This is a genomic window from Flavobacterium hydrocarbonoxydans, from assembly GCF_009789235.1.
Classification (GTDB): domain Bacteria; phylum Bacteroidota; class Bacteroidia; order Flavobacteriales; family Flavobacteriaceae; genus Flavobacterium; species Flavobacterium hydrocarbonoxydans.
Genome location: NZ_WSTB01000010.1, coordinates 133,278 through 154,883 on the forward strand (window position 1 = coordinate 133,278; position 21,606 = coordinate 154,883).

At 36.6% G+C, this 21,606-nt stretch carries 22 protein-coding genes; 2 read left to right on the plus strand and 20 right to left on the minus strand.

Annotation, left to right across the window (positions count from 1 at the left end):
* Positions 1-10 precede the first annotated feature (10 nt).
* The 20 genes from trpA to GON26_RS16960 form a co-directional block, all read right to left on the minus strand.
* Positions 11-772: a tryptophan synthase subunit alpha gene (gene trpA / locus GON26_RS16865; RefSeq protein WP_160375942.1), complete on the minus strand. Its 762-nt coding sequence runs from the start codon at positions 770-772 to the stop codon at positions 11-13.
* Between the two features lie 136 nt (positions 773-908).
* Positions 909-1,646, minus strand: coding sequence for a carbon-nitrogen hydrolase family protein (locus tag GON26_RS16870; protein WP_160375943.1), 738 nt, complete (start codon positions 1,644-1,646; stop codon positions 909-911).
* Positions 1,647-1,659: 13 nt separating this feature from the next.
* Positions 1,660-1,977, minus strand: coding sequence for a gamma-glutamylcyclotransferase family protein (locus GON26_RS16875; RefSeq protein WP_160375944.1), 318 nt, complete (start codon positions 1,975-1,977; stop codon positions 1,660-1,662).
* A 33-nt stretch (positions 1,978-2,010) separates the two neighbouring features.
* Positions 2,011-2,646 carry a LysE family translocator gene (locus tag GON26_RS16880; protein ID WP_160375945.1) on the minus strand — a complete coding sequence of 212 codons (636 nt, stop codon included), beginning with the start codon at positions 2,644-2,646 and terminating at the stop codon, positions 2,011-2,013.
* Between the two features lie 162 nt (positions 2,647-2,808).
* Positions 2,809-3,990, minus strand: coding sequence for a tryptophan synthase subunit beta (trpB, locus tag GON26_RS16885; RefSeq protein WP_160375946.1), 1,182 nt, complete (start codon positions 3,988-3,990; stop codon positions 2,809-2,811).
* Positions 3,991-4,000: 10 nt separating this feature from the next.
* The gene (locus GON26_RS16890; protein WP_160375947.1) at positions 4,001-4,636 is read right to left on the minus strand and encodes a phosphoribosylanthranilate isomerase; all 636 of its coding nucleotides are present in this window, start codon (positions 4,634-4,636) and stop codon (positions 4,001-4,003) included.
* A 169-nt stretch (positions 4,637-4,805) separates the two neighbouring features.
* Positions 4,806-5,591 carry an indole-3-glycerol phosphate synthase TrpC gene (gene trpC / locus GON26_RS16895; protein WP_160375948.1) on the minus strand — a complete coding sequence of 262 codons (786 nt, stop codon included), beginning with the start codon at positions 5,589-5,591 and terminating at the stop codon, positions 4,806-4,808.
* A gap of 74 nt (positions 5,592-5,665) precedes the next feature.
* Positions 5,666-6,658, minus strand: a complete 993-nt coding sequence (gene trpD, locus GON26_RS16900) for an anthranilate phosphoribosyltransferase (protein ID WP_160375949.1) — start codon at positions 6,656-6,658, stop codon at positions 5,666-5,668.
* Positions 6,659-6,765: 107 nt separating this feature from the next.
* Positions 6,766-7,173, minus strand: a complete 408-nt coding sequence (locus GON26_RS16905; protein ID WP_160375950.1) for a GNAT family N-acetyltransferase — start codon at positions 7,171-7,173, stop codon at positions 6,766-6,768.
* Between the two features lie 72 nt (positions 7,174-7,245).
* Positions 7,246-7,812, minus strand: a complete 567-nt coding sequence (locus tag GON26_RS16910; protein ID WP_160375951.1) for an anthranilate synthase component II — start codon at positions 7,810-7,812, stop codon at positions 7,246-7,248.
* 90 nt (positions 7,813-7,902) lie between these two features.
* Positions 7,903-8,349: a hypothetical protein gene (locus GON26_RS16915; RefSeq protein ID WP_160375952.1), complete on the minus strand. Its 447-nt coding sequence runs from the start codon at positions 8,347-8,349 to the stop codon at positions 7,903-7,905.
* An 86-nt stretch (positions 8,350-8,435) separates the two neighbouring features.
* Positions 8,436-9,836 carry an anthranilate synthase component I family protein gene (locus GON26_RS16920; RefSeq protein ID WP_160375953.1) on the minus strand — a complete coding sequence of 467 codons (1,401 nt, stop codon included), beginning with the start codon at positions 9,834-9,836 and terminating at the stop codon, positions 8,436-8,438.
* A 297-nt stretch (positions 9,837-10,133) separates the two neighbouring features.
* Complete coding sequence (locus tag GON26_RS16925) at positions 10,134-11,411, minus strand: hypothetical protein (RefSeq protein ID WP_160375954.1); 1,278 nt, start codon at positions 11,409-11,411, stop codon at positions 10,134-10,136.
* A gap of 202 nt (positions 11,412-11,613) precedes the next feature.
* Positions 11,614-12,180 carry a YceI family protein gene (locus GON26_RS16930; protein WP_160375955.1) on the minus strand — a complete coding sequence of 189 codons (567 nt, stop codon included), beginning with the start codon at positions 12,178-12,180 and terminating at the stop codon, positions 11,614-11,616.
* Positions 12,181-12,213: 33 nt separating this feature from the next.
* Positions 12,214-12,846 (minus strand): NAD(P)H-dependent oxidoreductase, encoded by a 633-nt coding sequence (locus GON26_RS16935; protein WP_160375956.1) that lies wholly within the window; start codon positions 12,844-12,846, stop codon positions 12,214-12,216.
* Positions 12,847-12,850: 4 nt separating this feature from the next.
* Positions 12,851-13,312, minus strand: a complete 462-nt coding sequence (locus GON26_RS16940; RefSeq protein WP_160375957.1) for a MarR family winged helix-turn-helix transcriptional regulator — start codon at positions 13,310-13,312, stop codon at positions 12,851-12,853.
* 82 nt (positions 13,313-13,394) lie between these two features.
* Positions 13,395-14,978: a glycerol-3-phosphate dehydrogenase/oxidase gene (locus tag GON26_RS16945; protein ID WP_160375958.1), complete on the minus strand. Its 1,584-nt coding sequence runs from the start codon at positions 14,976-14,978 to the stop codon at positions 13,395-13,397.
* 355 nt (positions 14,979-15,333) lie between these two features.
* A complete protein-coding gene (locus GON26_RS16950) occupies positions 15,334-15,813 on the minus strand; it encodes a DUF6691 family protein (protein WP_160375959.1) in 480 nt (159 codons plus the stop codon).
* Positions 15,814-15,823: 10 nt separating this feature from the next.
* The gene (locus GON26_RS16955; RefSeq protein ID WP_202110891.1) at positions 15,824-16,393 is read right to left on the minus strand and encodes a YeeE/YedE family protein; all 570 of its coding nucleotides are present in this window, start codon (positions 16,391-16,393) and stop codon (positions 15,824-15,826) included.
* A 240-nt stretch (positions 16,394-16,633) separates the two neighbouring features.
* On the minus strand, positions 16,634-18,052 hold the full coding sequence (locus GON26_RS16960; protein ID WP_160375960.1) for an MBL fold metallo-hydrolase: 1,419 nt from the start codon (positions 18,050-18,052) through the stop codon (positions 16,634-16,636).
* 880 nt (positions 18,053-18,932) lie between these two features.
* On the opposite strand from GON26_RS16960, the gene GON26_RS16965 reads away from it, so the two are divergent.
* Together GON26_RS16965 and cydB are read left to right on the plus strand one after the other, a co-directional pair.
* Positions 18,933-20,279, plus strand: coding sequence for a cytochrome ubiquinol oxidase subunit I (locus tag GON26_RS16965; RefSeq protein WP_160375961.1), 1,347 nt, complete (start codon positions 18,933-18,935; stop codon positions 20,277-20,279).
* Between the two features lie 2 nt (positions 20,280-20,281).
* Positions 20,282-21,358 (plus strand): cytochrome d ubiquinol oxidase subunit II, encoded by a 1,077-nt coding sequence (cydB, locus tag GON26_RS16970; protein WP_160375962.1) that lies wholly within the window; start codon positions 20,282-20,284, stop codon positions 21,356-21,358.
* Positions 21,359-21,606: the final 248 nt, after the last annotated feature.

A 21,606-nucleotide genomic window follows, 5' to 3' on the forward strand; every position in this document is an offset into this window, starting at 1 on the left:
CTTTGTAGTATTATCTTATTTTTCCAACAAACTCGCTAATTTTCCCAGAACCTTCTTCGCTCAAATGTTTGATAAAAGCACTTCCGATAATCGCACCTTTTGCAAATTTGGTTGCCTGATTAAAAGTCTCTTTATTCGAAATTCCAAAACCAATAATCTGTGGGTTTTTCAAATTCATTTTCGAGATTCTTTCGAAATAATATTCCTGCGTATCTCCAAAACCGGATTGAGAACCCGTAACACTTGCCGAACTCACCATATAAATAAAGCCGTTTGAAACACTGTCGATAAAACGAATGCGTTCGTCTGAAGTTTGTGGGGTAATTAAGAATACATTGATTAAACCGTATTTTTCAAAAATAGCTTTGTATTCGTCAGCGTAAACATCAACCGGTAAATCTGGAATAATCAATCCATCGATTCCGATTTCGCTGCATTTTTTGCAAAATTCCTCAACGCCATATTGCAACATCGGATTAAAATAGCCCATAATAATCAACGGAATTTTCACGCTTTCGCGAATGTTACGCAGCTGGTCAAAAAGTATTTGAGTCGTCATTCCGTTATGAAGCGCTTGTGTAGAACTCGCCTGAATCGTTGGTCCATCTGCCAAAGGATCACTAAATGGTAAACCAATTTCGATTAAGTCAACACCATTTTTTTCTAAATCCTGAATGATCTGAACTGTATCGTTTAAGTTAGGATACCCAGCCGAAAAATAGATCGAAAGTATCTTTTTGTCTTCTTGTAATTTTTGTGTTATTCTGTTCATTTTTTATGTGTTTTTCTCCTGCAAGGTTTCCAAAACCTTGTAGGTGTTTTGTTTTTTTGCCACAGATTAAAAGGATTTCAATGATTTTTTTAATACTTAATCTGTGAGAATCATTTTAATCTGTGGCTTTATTTTTTTAATCGTTTACGACTTTACTCGTCCAATTTCCGTTTTGATTTTCTACTACTAATAATCCCGAATCCGAATCATTCATTTGAGCTACGAGTTCTCCTTTATTATTCCAGAAAGCACTTTTTCCTCCCGAAGGATAACCCCAGGATTCTCCACTGAAATTCGACATCAGAACGTTCATTTTATGTTTTTGGGCATAATTTTGCAAATCCCGATGCGCATTTGGAACACCGTTTGGTGAAAAGAAAATACTCGCAATGTAAATATCAGCAGTTCTTTTACAGGCATTTTCAGGATGCAGCGGATTATCAATATCGGCGCAAATTGCAAATGAAATTTTCTTGTTTTCTATCGTAATCATCGGATTGTAATCAAACGAAGGTTGGAAAAATTCGTCTTCGCCTTCGTGTAAAAACTGCTTGGTATAAATGACAACCGAATTGTCTGGCGAAATGATAAATTCTCCAATAAATAATTCGGTTTCCGTTTTGATTGGAGCGCCTGCCACAATGATTATATTATGCTCGCCTGCTAATTTTTTCAAATGATTTATTCTCGAATCTTCTTTTGTGAAAGCCAGTTCTGCAGCATTTTCTCTTTCATAACCCGTAATGGATAGTTCAGGAAATGTGATTAGATTCGCCCCATTTTGTGCAGCCAAAGTTATCAGACGATAATGGTCGTCAAGATTGGCCTGGATGTTTCCACGAATAGGTTTTGTTTGTGCGGCTGCTAAAATCATGTATGTTCGATTATTAATTTTCCATATAAATCCATGCAACTGTCCCGGAATTCAGGGTAACCTGAACTCGTTTGTAGGCATTAGATTCGAACAAATCTACTTTGGCTAACTCGGCATTCGAAACCTCGAAAACAACCCCGTGAATAATTTCGGATGGATTTTCGCTTGGTACTACCACGACATAATCAGCCATTCCAAATTCTTCTTCAATTTGAAGGCTTTTTAGTTTATAACCCTGAAGCTGATCCGGAGTTCCAGTTAAGATTCTATTAAAAACCTGTCTTTGAATTTCTTTAGAGCGTAATGTTCCGTAAGAGAATAATTTTTCCATAAATATTAATTTTCTCGCTGTTTTTTTCTGTAATTATTTTTTACTTGTCAATGCTATTTTTATTCCTAAAGCGATTAAAACACCTCCGCAAGCTTTGTTGACATAGTTGGAAAGCTTTTTATTGTTCTTTAGCTTTGAAAAAATTATTGAAGCAAAGTTCGCCAAAATTAAACACCAAATTGTACCGGTAATTGTAAATGTTACACCAAGTTGAATAAATGGTATTATGGTATTTGTCGTTTTCGGGTCAATAAATTGAGGAAGAAAAGATATAAAAAACAACGCAACTTTTGGATTTAGAACATTCGTTATTACGCCATCCCGGTATATTTTTTTTAAATCAATTGCATTTCCTTCAATAGCTGTTTCTGTATTGAGTTGCTTTTTGTCGGTTAGCATTTTGTAGCCAATATATAATAAGTAAGCCGCTCCTGCATATTTAATAATGTTGAAAACCAAAATAGATTTCGCTATAATGATGGAAAGACCAAATGCTGCCAGAGTTGTATGAATTAAGGAACCAGTTGCAATGCCTAATACCGACATTATTCCTGCTTTTTTACCTTGAGCCATACTTCTGCTCAATATAAAAATAGTGTCATTACCCGGAGTAATGTTTAGCAAAAGTCCGGTTAAAATAAAAGTTTCATAATTAATTATTCCAGTCATTTTTTCTTTTTTATCAAAAGTGTCTCTAATGAATTACTTTGCGTTAGGGATAGAAGCGGTATCTCCTGATTTAGAAAAACAAGGCTTTTTAGCCGTAGTTTTTGTTAATCGGGAATTTAGCGGATAGCTCGACCCTTGGGTAACGCCCAAATCATAATTCTGTTATAGTTTAAAATAATCTATATAATTATCCAAATCTTTGTCGCCACGACCCGAAAGGCTGATTACGACAATATCCGTCGGTTTGAATTTCTTTTGGTCCAAAACGGCAAAGGCGTGAGCACTTTCAATCGCTGGAATAATTCCTTCTAATTTAGTCAATTGCAAACCTGCGTTCATAGCATCGTCATCAGTAACCGAGAAGAATTCGCCACGGCCTGTTTGAGCCAAATGTGCGTGCATTGGGCCAACTCCAGGGTAATCCAGACCAGCGGAAATCGAATAAGGTTCCGTGATTTGACCGTCAGGAGTTTGCATCAAAAGGGTTTTGCAACCGTGAATAACCCCTACTTTTCCTAACTTGCTCGTCGCCGCACTGTGACCGCTATCGACACCTTTTCCGGCTGCTTCAACAGCGATAATACCAACTTCTGGCTCATGCAAAAAGTGATAATAAGTCCCCGCAGCGTTACTTCCACCACCGATACAGGCGACCACATAATCAGGGTTTTCGCGCCCTTCTTTTTCTTTTAACTGCCATTTTATTTCTTCGGAAATAACACTCTGAAAACGTGTTACCATATCCGGATAAGGATGCGGTCCTATGGCTGAACCAATGATATAATGGGTGTCAACTGGATTATTAATCCAATCACGAATCGCTTCGTTTGTGGCGTCTTTTAAAGTTCTGGATCCCGAAAGGGCAGGACGTACTTCCGCACCTAACATTTTCATACGGGCCACGTTTGGCGCTTGGCGCGCAATGTCGATTTCGCCCATATAGACGATACATTCCATGCCCATAAGTGCGCAAACTGTTGCGGTTGCCACTCCGTGCTGACCAGCGCCCGTTTCGGCAATAATTCGTTTTTTGCCTAATTTTTTGGCAACTAAAATTTGCCCAATCGTATTGTTGACTTTATGCGCACCTGTATGATTTAAATCTTCTCTTTTTAGATAGATTTTAGTGTTATATTTTTCGGATAAGCGTTTGGCAAAATAGAGCGGGCTAGGACGTCCGACATAATCTTTTAGCAATTGGTCGAACTCAGCTTTAAAATCTGGTTCAGACGTAATTTGTAAATAATTCTGGCGCAATTCTTCTACATTTGGATACAGCATTTCGGGAATGTAAGCTCCTCCAAATTCTCCGTAATATCCTTTTTCGTTGACGTTGTATGACATAATTTATTTTTTATTTTGAATGTAGAGACGCACTGCTGTGCGTCTTTACACATGCGTCTTTACATAATTGTACATTTTTTAATCCAGGTTCAATTTCAAATCTACTGTTTACGTCGATAGCGTAAATTGGTAATTTGAGTTTTACTATGGTTGGAATTTCTTCGATTCCGATGCCGCCACTTAAGAAAAATGGTTTTTCGGATTTATAATTGTCTAATATTTTCCAGTCGAAAGTCGTTCCGTTTCCACCAGGTAATTTTCCTTTGGTGTCAAACAGAAAATAATTGCAGACATTTTCGAAAGGTTTCAGAACATCAAAATCAAAATCATCACCAACAGAAAATACTTTTATGATTTCTACTGAAGAATCTATTTTTCCTTTTAAATCCTCACAAAATTCAACCGATTCTTTTCCGTGTAATTGAACGGCTTGTAAATTGTGTTTTGTTATTTTTTGAATAATATTCTCAACCGATTCGTTTACAAAAACGCCCACTTTTTTTATCGATTTTGGTAATTCTGGAATTTCTCCATCAAAATATCGAGCCGATTTCTCCCAGAAAATAAAGCCCATATAATCGGGTAGGAGCGCTCCTACTTCGAGAATATTATCGGGATATTTCATGCCGCAGATTTTGATTTTCATTTTATAAAGGTTTTTGCCACGAAGGCGCTAAGACACTAAGTTTTTTGTTTTTGATTGTGTTTACAAACGCTAAGTTCGCAAAGCTATATGTTGTTTTTTGCCAATTCAATTTGCGAAAATTTGCGTAATTGCTTCGCCTGTTCGCTATCGCTCGGGTTGTGGTAAACTTTTAAATATTTAATTGCTTTATAAATTCCGTTGCAGCCTGACCAGCGTTATCGGTTTTCATGAAGTTTTCTCCAATTAAAAAACCGTTGTAGCCGTATGGTCTTAATTCTGAAATGGCTTCGATTGATGAGATGCCGCTTTCGGAAACTTTTACGAATTCATCCGGGATTTGCGATGCCAATTGTTTACTGAAATCCAAACTTACTTCGAACGTTTTTAAATTTCTGTTGTTCACTCCAATCATGTCTAAACTTGGCATAATCGATTTTTCTAATTCTTCCTGATTGTGGACTTCCAGTAAAACTTCAAGACCTAATTTTTTCGCGAACTCAGATAATGATTTGATTTCTTCGCGGGTTAAAACCGCTGCAATCAATAAAATCAGATCGGCTCCATAAGCTTTGGCTTCCAGAATTTGATATTCATCCACAATAAATTCTTTTCGCAAAAGCGGAATATTCACACTCGCTCTAGCCAAAAGTAAATCGTCAAGAGAACCGCCAAAATATTTTCCGTCAGTCAAAACTGAAATCCCGCAAGCACCGGCATTTTCATACCCTTTAACGACTTCTTCAACCGTAAAATTGTGATTGATAACCGATTTTGAAGGAGAACGGCGTTTGTGTTCAGCGATTATTCCGCTAGAGCTTATTTTTAATTTCTGACTTAATGAAATCGTTTCTCTTCCAAAAAATACAGAACTCTCCAATTGCGAAACCGGAATGATGGATTTTTTAAGAACGACTTCTCGTTGTTTATCGAAGATTATTTTATCTAAAATGTTCATGGCTGTTGTTTTGCCACAAAGTCACAAAGACGCAAAGTTAATTTGTGTTAATTCGTGAAATTTGTGTTTATTTTTTATTTACTTAATTCTTGTAATGTCTGTAATGCTTTTAATCCTTTTCCAGAAAACAAGCTCTCTTTTGCTAATTCAAATCCTTCCAGCGGCGAACATTTTGTAACCGTTGCAATTGCCATGGCGGCATTGGCGCAGACAACATTGTTTTGTGCTTCGGTTCCTTTTCCGGAAATGATATTGACAAACATAGCTGCTGATTCTTCGATGGTTTTTCCGCCTTCAATTTCGCTTTGCGATAAAAGCCTCACGCCAAAATCTTCTGGTTTTAGCATTCCTTCCATATGATTCGAAATAGTTTTTGTTGGACCTGTCAACGAGATTTCATCATAACCGTCAAGAGAATGTAAAATTGTAAAATTAACATCGGTACTTTGGTACAAATAAGCATAAATTCTAGCCAGTTCTAAATTGAAAACGCCCACCAATTGATTTTTAGGAAACGAAGGATTAACCATTGGGCCCAACATATTAAAGAATGTTTTTACAGCCAATTCTTTACGAATTGGTCCCACATTTTTCATCGCCGGGTGAAATAGGGGAGCGTGTAAAACACAAATTCCGGCCTGGTCGATACATTTTTCTAAGAAAGCAGCGTCATTGCTAAATTTGATTCCCATATTTTCCATCACGTTACTTGAACCCGAAATCGAAGAAACCCCGTAATTTCCGTGTTTAGCCACTTTTATTCCAGCTCCGGCAGCCACAAATGAAGCTAAAGTCGAAATATTGAAAGTGTCTTTTCCGTCACCGCCAGTTCCGCATAAATCGATGGTGTTGTAAGCAGATAAATCGACGCGAATACACATTTCTAGCAAAGCTTCACGAAAGCCCGAAAGTTCTTCAATCGTAATGCTGCGCATCATAAATACAGTCAAAAATGCCGAAATCTGACTCGGATTATAACTGCCACTCGAAATATTGATCAATACATTTTTAGCTTCCTCTTTCGAAAGTACTTCGTGATTGATTAATTTATTTAATATAGTTTTCATTTTTTTTAAGTTGCTAAGATTCTGAGACACTAAGGTTCTAAGTTTTTGTTTAGTTTCAAATTATTACTGAGACTGAATACTAAAATTCTGAACACTGATTACTATTTTTAATGTTCATTCCCCTGATAAATCCACATGGGTTCGCATTTTCCAGCTCTTTCAAATCCATTTTTTTTATAAAAATCAACCGATTTTCCATCAGCGGTCAACATTTGCATGTGAAAATGGCTGTATTTCTCCTGCATTTTATCCATAATCAATTTTCCGATTCCTTTTCCCTGATAGTCTGGAAGTATCAATAAATGTGGATAATAAACGGTTAAATATCCGTCAGAAATGGCATTTCCAAGTCCGACCAATTTTTTTTCTTTCCAAGCCGTTACTAAAGTTTCGGAGTTTAAAAGTCCGTTATATAATTCGTTTGGTTTGGCTGCAGAACTCCATTCATTGGCTTTGTATAGTGTTAATACATCTTCAATATTGATTTCTCGGGTTTCTGATATTGTTATTTTCATTGTTATGTTTGTTTCAGGTTTCAGGTTTCAAGTTCCGTTAACCTGAAACTTGAAACCTGAAACAAAGTAAAACTAGCTTTTAATCCAATTCTCTAAAATCCTTTTTCCATTAGGGGTTAAAACACTTTCTGGGTGAAACTGAACGCCTCGAACGTCAAATGTTTTGTGTCTCAAAGACATGATTTGTCCGTTTTCATCAACAGAAGTCGCTTCTAAAACTTCCGGCAAATCGCTGTTTACCACCCAAGAGTGATATCTTCCTACTTCAAACTCGTTTCCTAAGCCTTCAAACAAAAGTTCATCAGCAACTATCGTTTTTACGTTGGTCGCCACACCGTGATAGACTTTATCAAGGTTTGAAAGCGTTCCTCCAAAAACTTCACCGATGGCTTGTTGTCCCAGACAAACGCCTAAAATGCTTTTTGTTGGCCCGTATTTCTGAATTACAGCTTTTAATAAACCTGCTTCATCAGGAATTCCTGGCCCTGGTGAAAGTAATATTTTATCGAAAGATGCAATCTCATCAATATCAAATTCATCATTTCGATACACGATAACTTCACAATTTAAATCTTCTAAATAATGCACTAAATTGTAAGTGAAACTATCGTAATTGTCTATAACTAATATTTTTTTCATTTTTCTTTAAGGTTCTAAGTTGCTAAGGTTCTGAGGTTCTAAGTTTCAGTAACTTGAAACTTGAAACAAACAAAACTTGAAACTATTTTTTTACTTTTCTCGAACGTATTTTTCCGTGATAATTCGATCGACTCCTAATTTTTCTATTTTTTCAACTCCTTTTTGAATTAGCGTATCATTTTTTATTTTCACTACAAATTCAAATTTATTATTTTCCCACTGACGATTATTGAAAAACTCTAAATTTTCAGTGTAAACACTATCTTTTAAAGTATATTTTCCGCCTCCTCCAAAGAAAACTGCTGAGGTGTCTTTGCCGTGATTCAAATCATGATTGAAAAAAGCAAAATGTGAATCATTAATAATTTTAATCATTTTTGTTTTTGAATTGAAAGTCGAAAAAGTCGAATCTTTCTCGGTTGTTTCAGCTGAAATTAATCGCCAGGTTCCTTGTAACGGAATAGTATTAGATTCTTTTTTGCTTTCGCATGAAGCGAAAAAAACAATTGCAATTACAAAGGGAATTATGTTTTTCATTTTTTTAAAGTTGCTAAGGTTCTAAGGTACTGAGTTTCTAAGATTTTTTATTTAGTGCATTCTGTGACTGAAAACTGCGACTGAAACTAAATTTGTTCCGCCATTTCCAAAGCTGTATTCAACGCTCTTAATTTGTTATATACTTCCTGCATTTCGCTTTCTTCATCTGAGCTTGCCACGATTCCGGCTCCGGCCTGACAATGCAGTTGATGGTTTTTGCTCAGGAAAGTTCGAATCATAATCGCGTGGTTAAAATTACCTTCAAAATCCATAAAACCAATTGCTCCACCATAAAAATTACGATTTGTTTTTTCGTAATCTTCAATCAGTTGCATGGCTCTGTGTTTGGGTGCTCCGCTTAAAGTTCCTGCCGGAAAAGTATCCGCAACCACTTGCATTGTGGTTGCTTTTTCATGTAAATGACCGGTAACTTTTGAAACCAAATGGATCACGTGCGAGAAAAACTGAACTTCTCTGTATTTTTCTACATTTACATCGTGACCGTTTCGGCTTAAATCATTTCTCGCCAAATCGACCAACATGACGTGCTCGCTATTTTCTTTTTTATCTTCGGATAATTTTTTTGCCAATTCAGCATCTTTTTCATCATTTCCAGTTCTTCTAAAAGTTCCGGCAATGGGATGAATTTCGGCTTTTCTGTTTTTTACAATAATCTGAGCTTCCGGTGAAGAACCAAATATTTTGAAATCACCATAATCAAAAAAGAACAAATACGGAGATGGATTAATACTTCTTAAGGCACGATATACATTGAATTCATCACCTTTGAAACCTTGTGTGAAACGGCGTGACAATACCAATTGAAAAACGTCTCCGCGGAAACAGTGTTTTTTGGCTAAAGCCACATTATGCTTGAATTCATCATCAGTTAAATTTGAAAAACCTTCGCCTTCTTTGGTAAATTTATAAGAAGCAATATTGCGGGATTGCAATAATTGTTCGATTTCCGAAATATTATTTCTGCCATCAACACTATGACAAAAAATATACGCTTCGTTTTTGAAATGATTAATCGCAATGATATTTTGGTACACTGCATAAAAAACATCCGGAATTAAAGTAGCCGAATCTTTTTTGGCAATCGAAACTTTTTCGAAATAACGAACTGCATCGTACGAAATGTATCCAAACAAACCATTATTGATAAATTTGAAATCATTTTTCTCTGATTTAAACTGACTCGAAAATTCCTGAATTACTTCCGGAATATTTGTTGACGCATCAATGTTGATTTGCTCAGTACTTCCGTCAGGAAATGATTTTGAGATAACTTCATTTTCGATTTTAATCGTCGCAATCGGGTTGCAGCAGATGTAAGAGAAACTGTTGTCGTTCCCATGATAATCGCTGCTTTCCAGCAATAAACTATTCGGGAATTTGTCTCTTATTTTAAAATAAATACTAACTGGCGTGATGGTGTCTGCCAGTATTTGTTTGTAGTGTGTGTTGAGTATAAAAGGTTTCAATGTATTTCGTTTTTTAATTTAGTATAATTTTCAGCTTCGGTTTTAATCAAAAAAAAAGGCCTGTCGTGATGACAAGCCTTTTATATTTATAGTTTACAATACCATAGGAAGCTTTGTTCACGACGACTGACGTAAATTCTTCCACCACCAAGTATTGTTTATTGTTGTTTGCATATCTTATTTTGATTTCACAAATATATAAATGTAAATTGAATTACGATACATAAAATTTCAAAAAAAACTTTTGTAAAAATATAATTTTGTTAAATTTTGAAAATAAAAAGCCTTTTTAATCCCTTAATTTCCAATTGCAATCGTGTTATTGACATTCATCCTGAAATCAGGATTCCCTTTGATGTTGGGCATTGTAAACAAATTATTGTTTTTAATATTGGTATAATCTAAGCCAGAAGCTGCATTACTATAATACGTTTTAATAATTCCGTTGCTACCGGCAGACTCACTCGTAATTCCACCATTGCAATTATTAATTATTGTGTTTTTAAAGTTTATTTTCGATAGATTCACATCGCCGTTGCCTATATTTCCCTCTAATAAAACAAAAGGACTAAAACCTGAAACGACACTATTATTCAAATTAAAAAAAGTGTTTTCTCTCACATAAATAGATTCTCTAACCAAACCCTGATTGTTTTCTTCAAGATTAATAAGGGTGATATTTGAGGCGTTTATTTGGGTCATTTTTTTAGTCATATCCGTATTTTCGATTTTGTCATACGAATCTACTTCAAAACATCTGGAGCCTGAAATGTCTGATGAAAAGGGATGACGAACCGCAATACTATTGTTGATATTAATTTGCGCCCCCTGTGTAAAATCGAAATCATCATCGGTTGTTCGGTACGAAATCAGATTATTCATATTCAAATCTCCTCCATAACATTCAAATGAATCATCATTAGAAAAACTAATCTGAATATTGCTCAAAACCGTTTTTCGTCCCACACCTGCTAACGAAAGACCGTTTAGCTCTTTCAGTGCGCTTAATTTTCTTCCGGAATATTCAATTCTCACAAATTTTAAAATTCCAGAATTGTCCTCAGCATCCTGACCACCATAATGATTTAGCATAGGTTCCAGATTAAAAGGCAAAATATGAATACCGCCAAGAGAATTTATGGGAGCTTTTCCTAAAATGATAATCCCGCCCCAGTCGCCTGGTTTTCTATCATTAATCTCTTTGTTAGTGGTAAATACAATTGGGTCAGTTTCCAGACCCTCGGCCATAATTTTCGCGCCGTTAGTTATAACTAATGTTCCGCAGGTTTTATCATCGCCACGAATTACAGTTCCGGGTTCGATGGTTAAAACAGCATTATTGGTTACATACACAATACCTACTAATTGATAGGTGTTGCGTTTCGTTAGTCGGGTGTCTTTGTCTATCGTTCCGGCTATAATATTAGTAGCTTCGTTATATTCGGTATTGGCAGGTTTAAAATTGGTCCAGTTGTTCATCCAGTTTGTGTTGCCATAAATTCCTTTTGGTTGTTGTGCCTGAAGCGAAAAAATGCAAAAAAGACTTGTAAGGATAACGTGTATTTTTGTTTTCATAACGATGATTTCTATTGCTAGTTTTGGATTGTTTTAACGAGTCCAAAAGTAGAAGCCAAATGTTAATCAAACTCTGAGTAGATATTATCAAAGCGTTACGTTACTATTAAGAACGTTATGTTTTTGAAAACAGAAAAAAAGAAACCCCAACAATCTAAACTGTTGGGGTTCCCTGAATATTTGAATTAGTAAGTCGAAAATATTAGAATTTTAAAGCTACTGTCAATTCGAATTCGTCATTGATAGTTTTGTCTCCTAAACCTTCAAAGAAACTTCCTGAACCGTATTTAATATCGTATTTAGTTCTGTCCACTTTAAATGCAGTTGTAGCAGTGTTTCCGTTTACAGCGATATCAAAAGTTACTGGTTTAGTAATTCCTTTGATAGTCAAATCTGCAGTTGCAGTGTAAACATCTTTAGATTTAGTTCCGATAGTTTTGATAACTAATTTAGCAGTTGGGAATTTATCAGTTCCAAAGAAATCATCAGCTTTCAGGTGACCATTCAATTTTCCTTGGTATTCTCCAGTTAAATCTGTAGCTGTCAATGAAGTCATATCAACAGTAAAACTACCACCAACTAATTTTTTTCCTTTAAGAACTACAGCTCCGTCTTTAAAGTTTACAGTTCCTGAGTGCTCACCTGTTACTTTTTTTCCTACCCATTTGATAGTACTCGCCTTTACGTCGATTTTCTTAGTTTGTGCGTTTACCGAAACGCTAGCTACTGCTACGAATAATGCTATTGCAATTGTTTTTAAATTTTTCATGTTGTAAAAATTGATTTTGATTGTTATTAATAATTATAGTGTGATAAATAATTCGTCTTGAGATTTTCTAACTTTTTTGTAATGTTGCGTATCGTCTTCTTCATGTCTGTAACCTACAGTTGCAATTACAGCAGCGTTTAAGCCTAATTTGTCTAATCCTAAAATTTCATTAAACGCAGCAGGATCAAATCCTTCCATTGGTGTTGCGTCAATTTTCAATTCAGCTGCTGCCGCCAATAAATTTCCTAAAGCAATATAAGTTTGTTTTGAAGTCCAGATATTTTTAGATTCTTCAGAACGGCTTGTAATCGCACCATTTATCATGTCTTCAAGTCCACCTAAAGCCTCTAGAGGAATTCCTCTTGTCTCGCTAATGTTCTTGATATAAGCTGCTACAGATTCCGTGCCAGCATTCAAATCATTGGCAAAAATAAATAAGTGAGAAGCATCTGTAATCTGAGTTTGGTTCCAGGCTACGGCTTTCAGTTTTTCTCTTACTTCAGGAGTATCCACGATAATCACTTTATAAGGTTGTAATCCGTAAGAAGATGCGCTTAGCCTTACAGCTTCTTTTAATGTATTCAAATCCGATTCTGATATTTTTCGGGTCGCATCGTACTTTTTAGTAGCGTATCTCCAGTTTAAATTTTCTAAAATTTTGCTCATAATATTAATTTTGTTGAGTTCGGTATTTTTCTAATAATGTATTTAATAATTCTAATTCTTCAGGACTTATATTTTGTGCAAACAAACGCTCGTGTTCATCTACTTTTGGGTCTAATTCTTTCAAAACTTCTAATCCTTTTTGCGTGATCAAAACTTCGATTTTTCTCCTGTTTCCAGGACAGACATTTCGGGTAACAAATTCTTTTAGCAACAATTTGTCAACCAGTCTTGTGGTGTTGCTGGTTTTAGCCAGCATCCGTTCCTGTATCACACACATATTAGCAGGATTGCCTTTTTGTCCTCTTAATATACGCAGTACATTATATTGCTCTCCAGAAAGATCATACGGTTTTATCAACTCGTTAAAATGATCCTGAATCACATTTTGCGTGTACATGATATTCAGAATAACTTTTTTCGCATTATCCATCTTAACTGTACTTTTTATAACCTCTTCAATTGTCATAGTCGTAAGTGTATAATTTGTATATACAAATGTAGAAATATTAATAGTTGTATATACAAATGTTGCGTTAATTTTTTGTTAATTAAATTAATTGGAATTCAGATAGAAGGAAACCTTTTGCTATTTTTTTAAAATCGAGGATTTCTTTCTCAATCCAGGCTTCATCATAACAAAGTTCTTTTGCAATTAATTGGGCTGTTTTTTCGGAAGATTCAATTGCAGCTCTTGCATCTAAGAATAATAATCGCACGCGTCTTGCCAGAATATCATCGACAGTTCTTGCCATTTCATAACGAATGGCCCAGGCTACTTCAGCCATTGTGAATTCGTGATTAGGATGTAGTTTTTCTTTTAATTCAGGTTCGCTATTTTGTAGTTCGATTATTTTAGGAATATCAGAACCGTAGATATATAAATGATTTTCGCGTTCAGTTGTAGTGGTGGGTTTATTTCCATGAATCGCAAGATGTTCTGTTTGACAAGGTTTTTTAGGCAGTTTGTGGATACTGATGGCTTTATCTATAATGTCCTGAGCAATTTTTCGGTAAGTTGTCCATTTTCCTCCTGTAATGGTTATGAGGCCAGTTTTAGAAACGAGAATTTTGTGACTTCTGGAAACTTCTTTAGTGCTTTTACCTTCTTCTTTAGGTGCGGCTAATGGACGTAATCCTGCAAAAACAGACAATACATCTGCTCTTGTTGGTCTTTTTGCTAAAAAGCGTCCGGCAGTTTCAAGTACAAACTGAACTTCGCTTTCTAAAGCAATGGGTTCTAAACTATGACTTTTAATCAAGGTGTCTGTTGTACCTACTACAACACTATTGTGCCACGGAACGGCAAATAGAACTCTTCCGTCTTTTGTTTTCGGAATCATTAGTGCATGATCGCCGGGCAAAAAAGATTTATCAAACACCAAATGAATTCCCTGACTCGGAACGATATATTTTTTATAAACGTCATCGTTCATTTTCATTATGGCATTTGTAAAAACACCTGTTGCATTTATGATGGCAGATCCTTTTATATCATATTTATTTCCGGTTTCCTGATCTGATACCCGAACACCAGTAACTTGGTTATTATCGTCCTTTAATAAATGGACAACTTTGGTATAGTTTAAAACGCAAGCCCCGTTTTCTACAGCAGTTTGTGCCATATTGATGGCCAATCGGGAATCATCAAATTGTCCGTCGTGATAAATTACACCATTGACCAAATCTTTTTCCTGTAAATTAGGAAGCATTTCGATAGTTTTTTTCTTTGAAATGTATTTTGAAGATCCTAAACTTAAGCAGCCTGCCAGTAAATCATAAATTTTTAATCCGATGGTGTAAAAATACCCGCTCCACCAATTGTAATTCGGAATAACAAAGGATTGATTTTTGACTAAATGGCCAGCGTTTTTAGCCAATAATCCTCTTTCTTTTAATGCCTCACGAACCAGATGTACATTTCCTTGTGCCAGATATCGTACTCCACCATGAACTAATTTGGTACTTCTGCTTGAAGTTCCTTTTGCAAAATCAACGGCTTCAAGTAAAATTGTATTGTAACCGCGGTTTGCAGCGTCAATAGCGGTTCCGAGGCCACTGGATCCTCCGCCAATGATTATGACGTCCCAATTTTCGGTATTTTGTAATTTGGATAATTGTTCTTTACGATTCATATAGTCTTTAAGGCTTTGCTTTGGGAGGTTTTTGGCTTATAACAAACATAAGAAAAGGTATGGGAATAAATTGATGTTGTTCTTAAATAAAAAGTAAAATTCTGTTTTTAAAAATGAATGGTGATTTGAAGTACGTTTTGCGTGAGGGATTGAGCTAAGCTACCGAAGTAGCAGCGAAAGCCCGACAGCATCCCGATAAAAAGGGGTGTAAACGCAAAGAGCATCACCCTTTTTATCGGGATGGTGGCACGCCCTAATTTTAAATGTTAGATTTCTGAGTTTAGATTTTAGATAAAAAAAACAGACCCGACAGGTTTTTAAACGAGTCGGGTCTATATTATTTTAGATAAAAAAATTAATGAGGCAATTTGTTTTTAAGCAACCCATAAACCCAGGTTCCTGCAATTGCACTTAACAAAGTCACCACAATTACTGTAACTCCCGTTCCAATCTGAGCAAACAAGGGCCCAGGACAAGCTCCGGTAATCGCCCATCCAAAACCAAAAAGCAATCCGCCATAAATTTGTCCTTTATTAAAGGTTTTGGGCTGAATTTCGATTTTTTCGCCCTGAATGGTTTTAATATTAAATCTTTTAATGATTTGTACCGAAATGATTCCCACCACAACGGCGCTGCCAATTACACCATACATAAAGAACGATTGTAACTGAAACATTTCCTGAATACGGTACCAGCTGATGATTTCTGCTTTTACGAATACGATTCCAAAAACGATTCCCACCAACATATATTTTAGGTTTGAAATTCCGGAATCTTTCAGTTGGCTTCCGTTGATTCCTTCTGTATCGGTAATTTTATTTTCTGAATTATTCATTTTCTAAATTTTAAAGTGAAAGAATATACGGCAAAATCAAATTGGCCATAATAAAACCGCCAATCATAAAACAGATCGTCGCCACCAATGAAGGCCATTGCAGGTTCGAAATTCCCATAATCGCATGACCACTCGTGCATCCGCCCGCGTAACGCGTTCCGAAACCGACCATAAATCCGCCCACGACAATCATAATAAAACCACGAAGTGTGAACAAACTTTCCCACGAGAAAAGCTGTGCCGGCAATAATCCCGAATGATCGGTAATGCCGTAAGTTGCTAATTGCTCTGAAAGCTGTGGGGTAATTTCAATCGCATTTGGATTGGATAGGAAATATGTCGCGATGATTCCGCCAAGGAAAATTCCGAACACGAAAAATAAATTCCAGCTTTCTTTTTTCCAGTCGTATTTAAAGAATGAAATATTCGCCGGAATACAAGCCGCGCAAATATGTCGCAACGATGAGCTAATCCCGAAAGATTTATTTCCGATTAGCAATAAAATGGGTACAGTCAATCCAATTAGCGGACCTGAAACATACCAAGGCCAAGGTTCTTTTATAATTTCTATTATACTCATGTTTTAATATTTAATGTTTTTTTTTTACCATATAAGTTATATAAGAAAATATAACCTGGTGTTTACATTGCGCTGAATTAATATCATATAAGTTTAGCCAGTTAAGCGAATTACTATCACAATTAAATGAACTTAATGACTTATATGGTTAAAAACAATCTTAGTTTAACCAATTAATAAGTCAGATTTTTAAACCCACAGTAATTAAATGAACTTATATAACTTATATGGTGAAAAAAATTACGCTTTCAGGATTTTGCTTTGACAAACAAAATCAGATTTTGGGATATTGGTTTTTGCGATTGCTCCAAAACCACCATCGATTTCAGTGAAGTTTCTAAAACCTCTTGCCTGCAAAATCGAAGCTGCAATCATACTGCGATAACCACCTGCGCAATGCAAATAAAAATGTTCATTTGGGTTGATGTCTTTTACCCAGTCATTAATAAAAGCTAAGGGTTTGTTGTAAGCATCATCAATATGTTCGGCGCTGTATTCTGTTTCTTTACGAATGTCGATTACTTTATTTTCGGCTGGGTTAAATTCGGTTGCAAATTCTTCTGCCGAAATTCTGTTTACCGTATCGATTTCAAAACCAGCTTTCTCCCAGGCTTCAAAACCACCTTCGAGATGCCCAATAATCTGATCAAAACCTACGCGGCTCAAACGGGTTACGGTTTCTTCTTCCTGACCCATTTCGGTTACTAATATAATAGGTTGTTTTACATTCGCAATCAAAGTTCCCACCCACGGTGCAAAATCACCATTGATCCCAATATTAATCGACTGCGGAATAAATCCTTTATAAAAATCACTATTTTTTCTGGTGTCCAAAACCAGTGCGTTTGTTTCTTCGGCAACAGCCTCAAATTCAGCTGCTGTTATGGCCTTCATTCCGTTGTGCAATACCGATTCGAAGCTTTCGTATCCTTTTTTATTCATCGCCACATTCATACTAAAATAAGCCGGCGGAGGCAATAAGCCATCGGTTACTTCGGTGATAAATTCGGGTTCTGTCATATTTTCGCGTAAAGCGTAATTCGTTGCTTTCTGATTCCCGATAGTCGAAACTGTTTCTTTGCTCATGTTTTTTCCGCAGGCACTTCCGGCTCCGTGTGCCGGGTAAACAATAACATGATCGGCAAGCGTCATGATTTTATTGCGAAGCGAATGGTATAAAATTCCAGCCAGTTCCTCCTGCGTCATGGCAGCGGCTTTTTGTGCCAGATCCGGTCGGCCCACGTCGCCAATAAACAAGGTATCTCCAGAGAAAATAGCGTGATCTTTTCCGTCGGCATCAATCAGTAAATAAGTCGTGCTTTCCATGGTGTGACCTGGAGTGTGCAGTGCTTTTATAGTAATGTTGCCTACTTTAAATTCCTGTCCGTCTTTGGCAATAATACAGTCAAATTCCGGAGCAGCATTGGGCCCGTAAACGATTGGCGCCTGAGTTTCTTTGCTTAAATCAAGATGACCGGAAACAAAATCAGCGTGAAAATGCGTCTCAAAAATATATTTTAACTTCACCTGATCGCGCTCTAAACGATCCAGATAAGGCTGAATTTCCCTAAGCGGATCAATAATCGCGGCCTCTCCGTTTGAAGTGATATAATAAGCACCCTGCGCTAAACAACCGGTGTAAATTTGTTCGATTTTCATGATATACAATCTAAAATAATGTTACACAAAGATACCTTTGTTTTTCATGAATATAAGTGACTAATGTTACAGATGTATGATTTTTTCGAAAAATGGTTAAATGGTTTTACCATATAAGTGATATAAGTTCATTTGATTTTTGGGTTAAATTACAGGAACCTGTTGTACACAATCTTGTCATTTCGTAGGAATCTCTAAATGCGGTGATTTAGATTAACTAAGATTCCTACGGAATGACAAGATTGTGTAGTGTTGTCTGGTTCTCGCAAAGACGCAAAGGCGCAAAGTTTTTTTTAAAGCCACAGATTAAAGGATTGAAAGGATTTAAAAAAATCTGCTAAATCTGCTAAATCTGCGGGAGACAAAACTTTGCGCCTTTGCGTCTTTGCGAGAGACCATCACACCTAAAAGACGCACTGCTGTGCGCCTCTACTGAAAATTGAAACGAAAAATAGAATCTCCCAAACATAGGATGCGTAAAGAAAACTTAATCAGTTAAAAAAAACTTTGCGACTCTGCGCCTTTGCGAGAGATGACATTAATTTTTAAAACTTAAAATAAAAACAGTTCACAGTTTTACACAATCTTGTCATTCCGCAGGAATCTCTGAATGCGGTGATTTACATTAGCTAAGATTCCTACGGAATGACAAACTTTGGGCAAGTTGCTTCATGAATTACCTTTTCACACAAAGTTTTTTAAATGAACTTCTATCACTTATATGGTTTAATTGTCATCACTTATATGGTGATATTGTCTATGCTAAATTTATATCACGTATAGGGTTCAAAACTTTACAAATAAACTGTTTTTACAGTACAGCTATTCGGGTTTTAATAGGTAAATTTGTGGGACTTCATAAACAAATAAATCACTTCTTATGGAAGAAATGCTCTTTTATGACCGAATGCAATTCGCCTTCACCATTACCTTTCATTATCTTTTTCCGCAACTTACAATGGGTCTTTCGCTGATTATTGTTTATTTTAAATGGAAATATCTTCGAACCAAAGACGAACACTACAACCACGCTACGCATTTCTGGATGAAAATCTTCGCACTCAACTTTGCGATGGGTGTCGTAACCGGAATTCCGATGGAGTTTCAGTTCGGAACCAATTGGGCTAAATTCTCTGAGCTCACAGGCGGAATCATCGGACAGACTTTGGCGATGGAAGGCATGTTCTCCTTTTTCTTAGAATCCTCTTTTCTCGGTATCTTTTTATTTGGAGAAAAACTCATTGGACACAAATGGCATTTTGTAACCGGATTATTAATTTGCATTGGTTCCTGGGCGAGTGGTTACCTGATTATTGCCACGCATTCGTGGATGCAGAATCCGGTGGGTTATGAAATTCTCGAAAACGGAAAATTTGTATTGACGAATTTCAAAGCGTTATTCCTCAATCCTTGGCTTTGGCCTTCTTATTTGCACAATCAGGCAGCTTCGTTGGTAACGAGTTCGTTTGTGGTAGCCGGAATTGGCGCTTTTTATATTTTGAGTCAGAAGAATGTTGCTTTCGGGAGATTGTTCGTGAAAACGGGCGTGATCTTCGGATTGATTTCGAGTATAATCGTGGCGGTTCCTACGGGAGATTTACTGGCTAAAAATGTCGTGAAATACCAACCCGTAACGTTTGCTGCGATGGAAGGAATTTTTCATACCGAAAAAGAAGGTTCCGAAATTGTTTTAATCGGTCAGCCGGATGTAAAAGATAAAAAGCTCGACAATAAAATTGCCGTTCCCAATATCCTGAGTTTCCTAACTTACGGAAGCTGGAATCAGACCATAAAAGGACTGGATAATTATAAAGAAGACGTGCATCCTACCAATATTTCGGGGCTGTATTACGCGTATCATATTATGGTAGGACTTGGTACCTTATTTATTGGTCTGATGGTTTTTGCGGTTTTTCAGCTTTTTCGAAAGAAACTTTTCGAAACCAAATGGATTTTATGGTCGCTGCTCTTTATGATTCCCTTTCCGTATATCGCCAATACTACAGGCTGGTACACGGCCGAATTAGGCCGACAACCCTGGCTCGTTTATAATTTGCTGCGAACTTCCGAAGGCGCTTCGCCAACCGTTTCATCAGGAAACACCTTATTTACTTTATTAGGTTTTATAGGATTGTATCTGTTACTCGGAATGCTGTTTTTGCTTTTGGTTGGAAAAATTATCAATAAAGGGCCTCACAATGTGGAACTTTCAACAGAAAAAATATAAGTATGGAATTTTTTTGGTACGTAGTTTTAATGGGAATTCTGGCAGTATATATAGTGTTAGACGGTTACGATTTTGGAGCAGGAATTATTCATTTGTTTTTGGCCAAAACAGAGAAAGATAAAAAAGCCATTACAAGCGCCATTGGTCCGTTTTGGGATGCCAATGAAGTGTGGATTATTGCAGCGGGAGGCGTTTTGTTTTTTGCTTTTCCAACCTTGTATGCGTCTTCGTTCAGTGGTTTTTATTTGCCGCTGATCATGATTTTATGGCTGTTGATTTTCCGTGCGATTGGTCTTGAAATGCGCGGTCAGGTGCATCACCCCATGTGGGAAGTCATCTGGGATAAAGCCTTCGGGATTGCGAGTTTGCTGCTGGCGTTGTTCTTCGGGATTGCTTTGGGGAATATCGTGCGCGGTGTCAATCTCGGAATGGTCGAAAATGGTGTTTCGACTCAGGAAGCGCATTATTTCTTTTTGCCTTTATGGAATCCTACTTTTAGCCCGCAGGCGAATGAGTTGGGTATTATCGATTGGTTTACGCTTTTCCTGGGGATTGTGAGTGTGGTTGCCCTGACGATTCACGGCGCCAACTGGATTATTTTCAAAACCAATTCGTCTTTGAACACCCAGCTTAAAAATGTGGTTTTTAAACTGAATATCGTTTTACTGATTTTGGTTATTATTTCCTTGCAGATCTGGCATTTTATCGAGGCGGAGCCGTTTCATAATTTTATTGACAACCCTGTTTTGTGGTTTTTTCCGCTAATGACTTTTGTGGGTATTGTGGGGTTATTCAAAGTGCGAACGTACCAGAAAGACGGTTTAGGATTTTTGTTTTCGAGTTTATTTCTCGTGGGAGGTTTTGCCTCAACAGCCGTTTCGATTTTCCCGAATGTGCTGCCGTCTACCAATAAAGTAAATCCTTCGTTAACAATCTATAACACCGCCGCTGGCGAATACGGTTTAAATGCTGGATTGTACTGGTTTTTTATTGCTTTGTTCCTGGTGATTATTTACCTGATTGTACAGTATCGCGTTTTTAGTGGGAAGATGGATGAGGTAGGGTATGGGGAGCATTGAGGTTTTTTTTTAGCCACGAATGCAAGAATTTTTATTGGAATTTTTGAATAGCCTCCTGCTTAGCTGGAGGTAATTTAAGTTGAAGATTTTTTTAGCCACGACCCGAGCGATAGCGAACAGGCAAAGCAATTCACGAATTTTTACATTTTAATTAATATTAAATTTTTGAATAGCCTCCTGCTTTAGCTGGAGGAATTATAGATTTATAAAGTAAAAGGCTTTAGCTGAAATTACGATTTTGGCTAAAG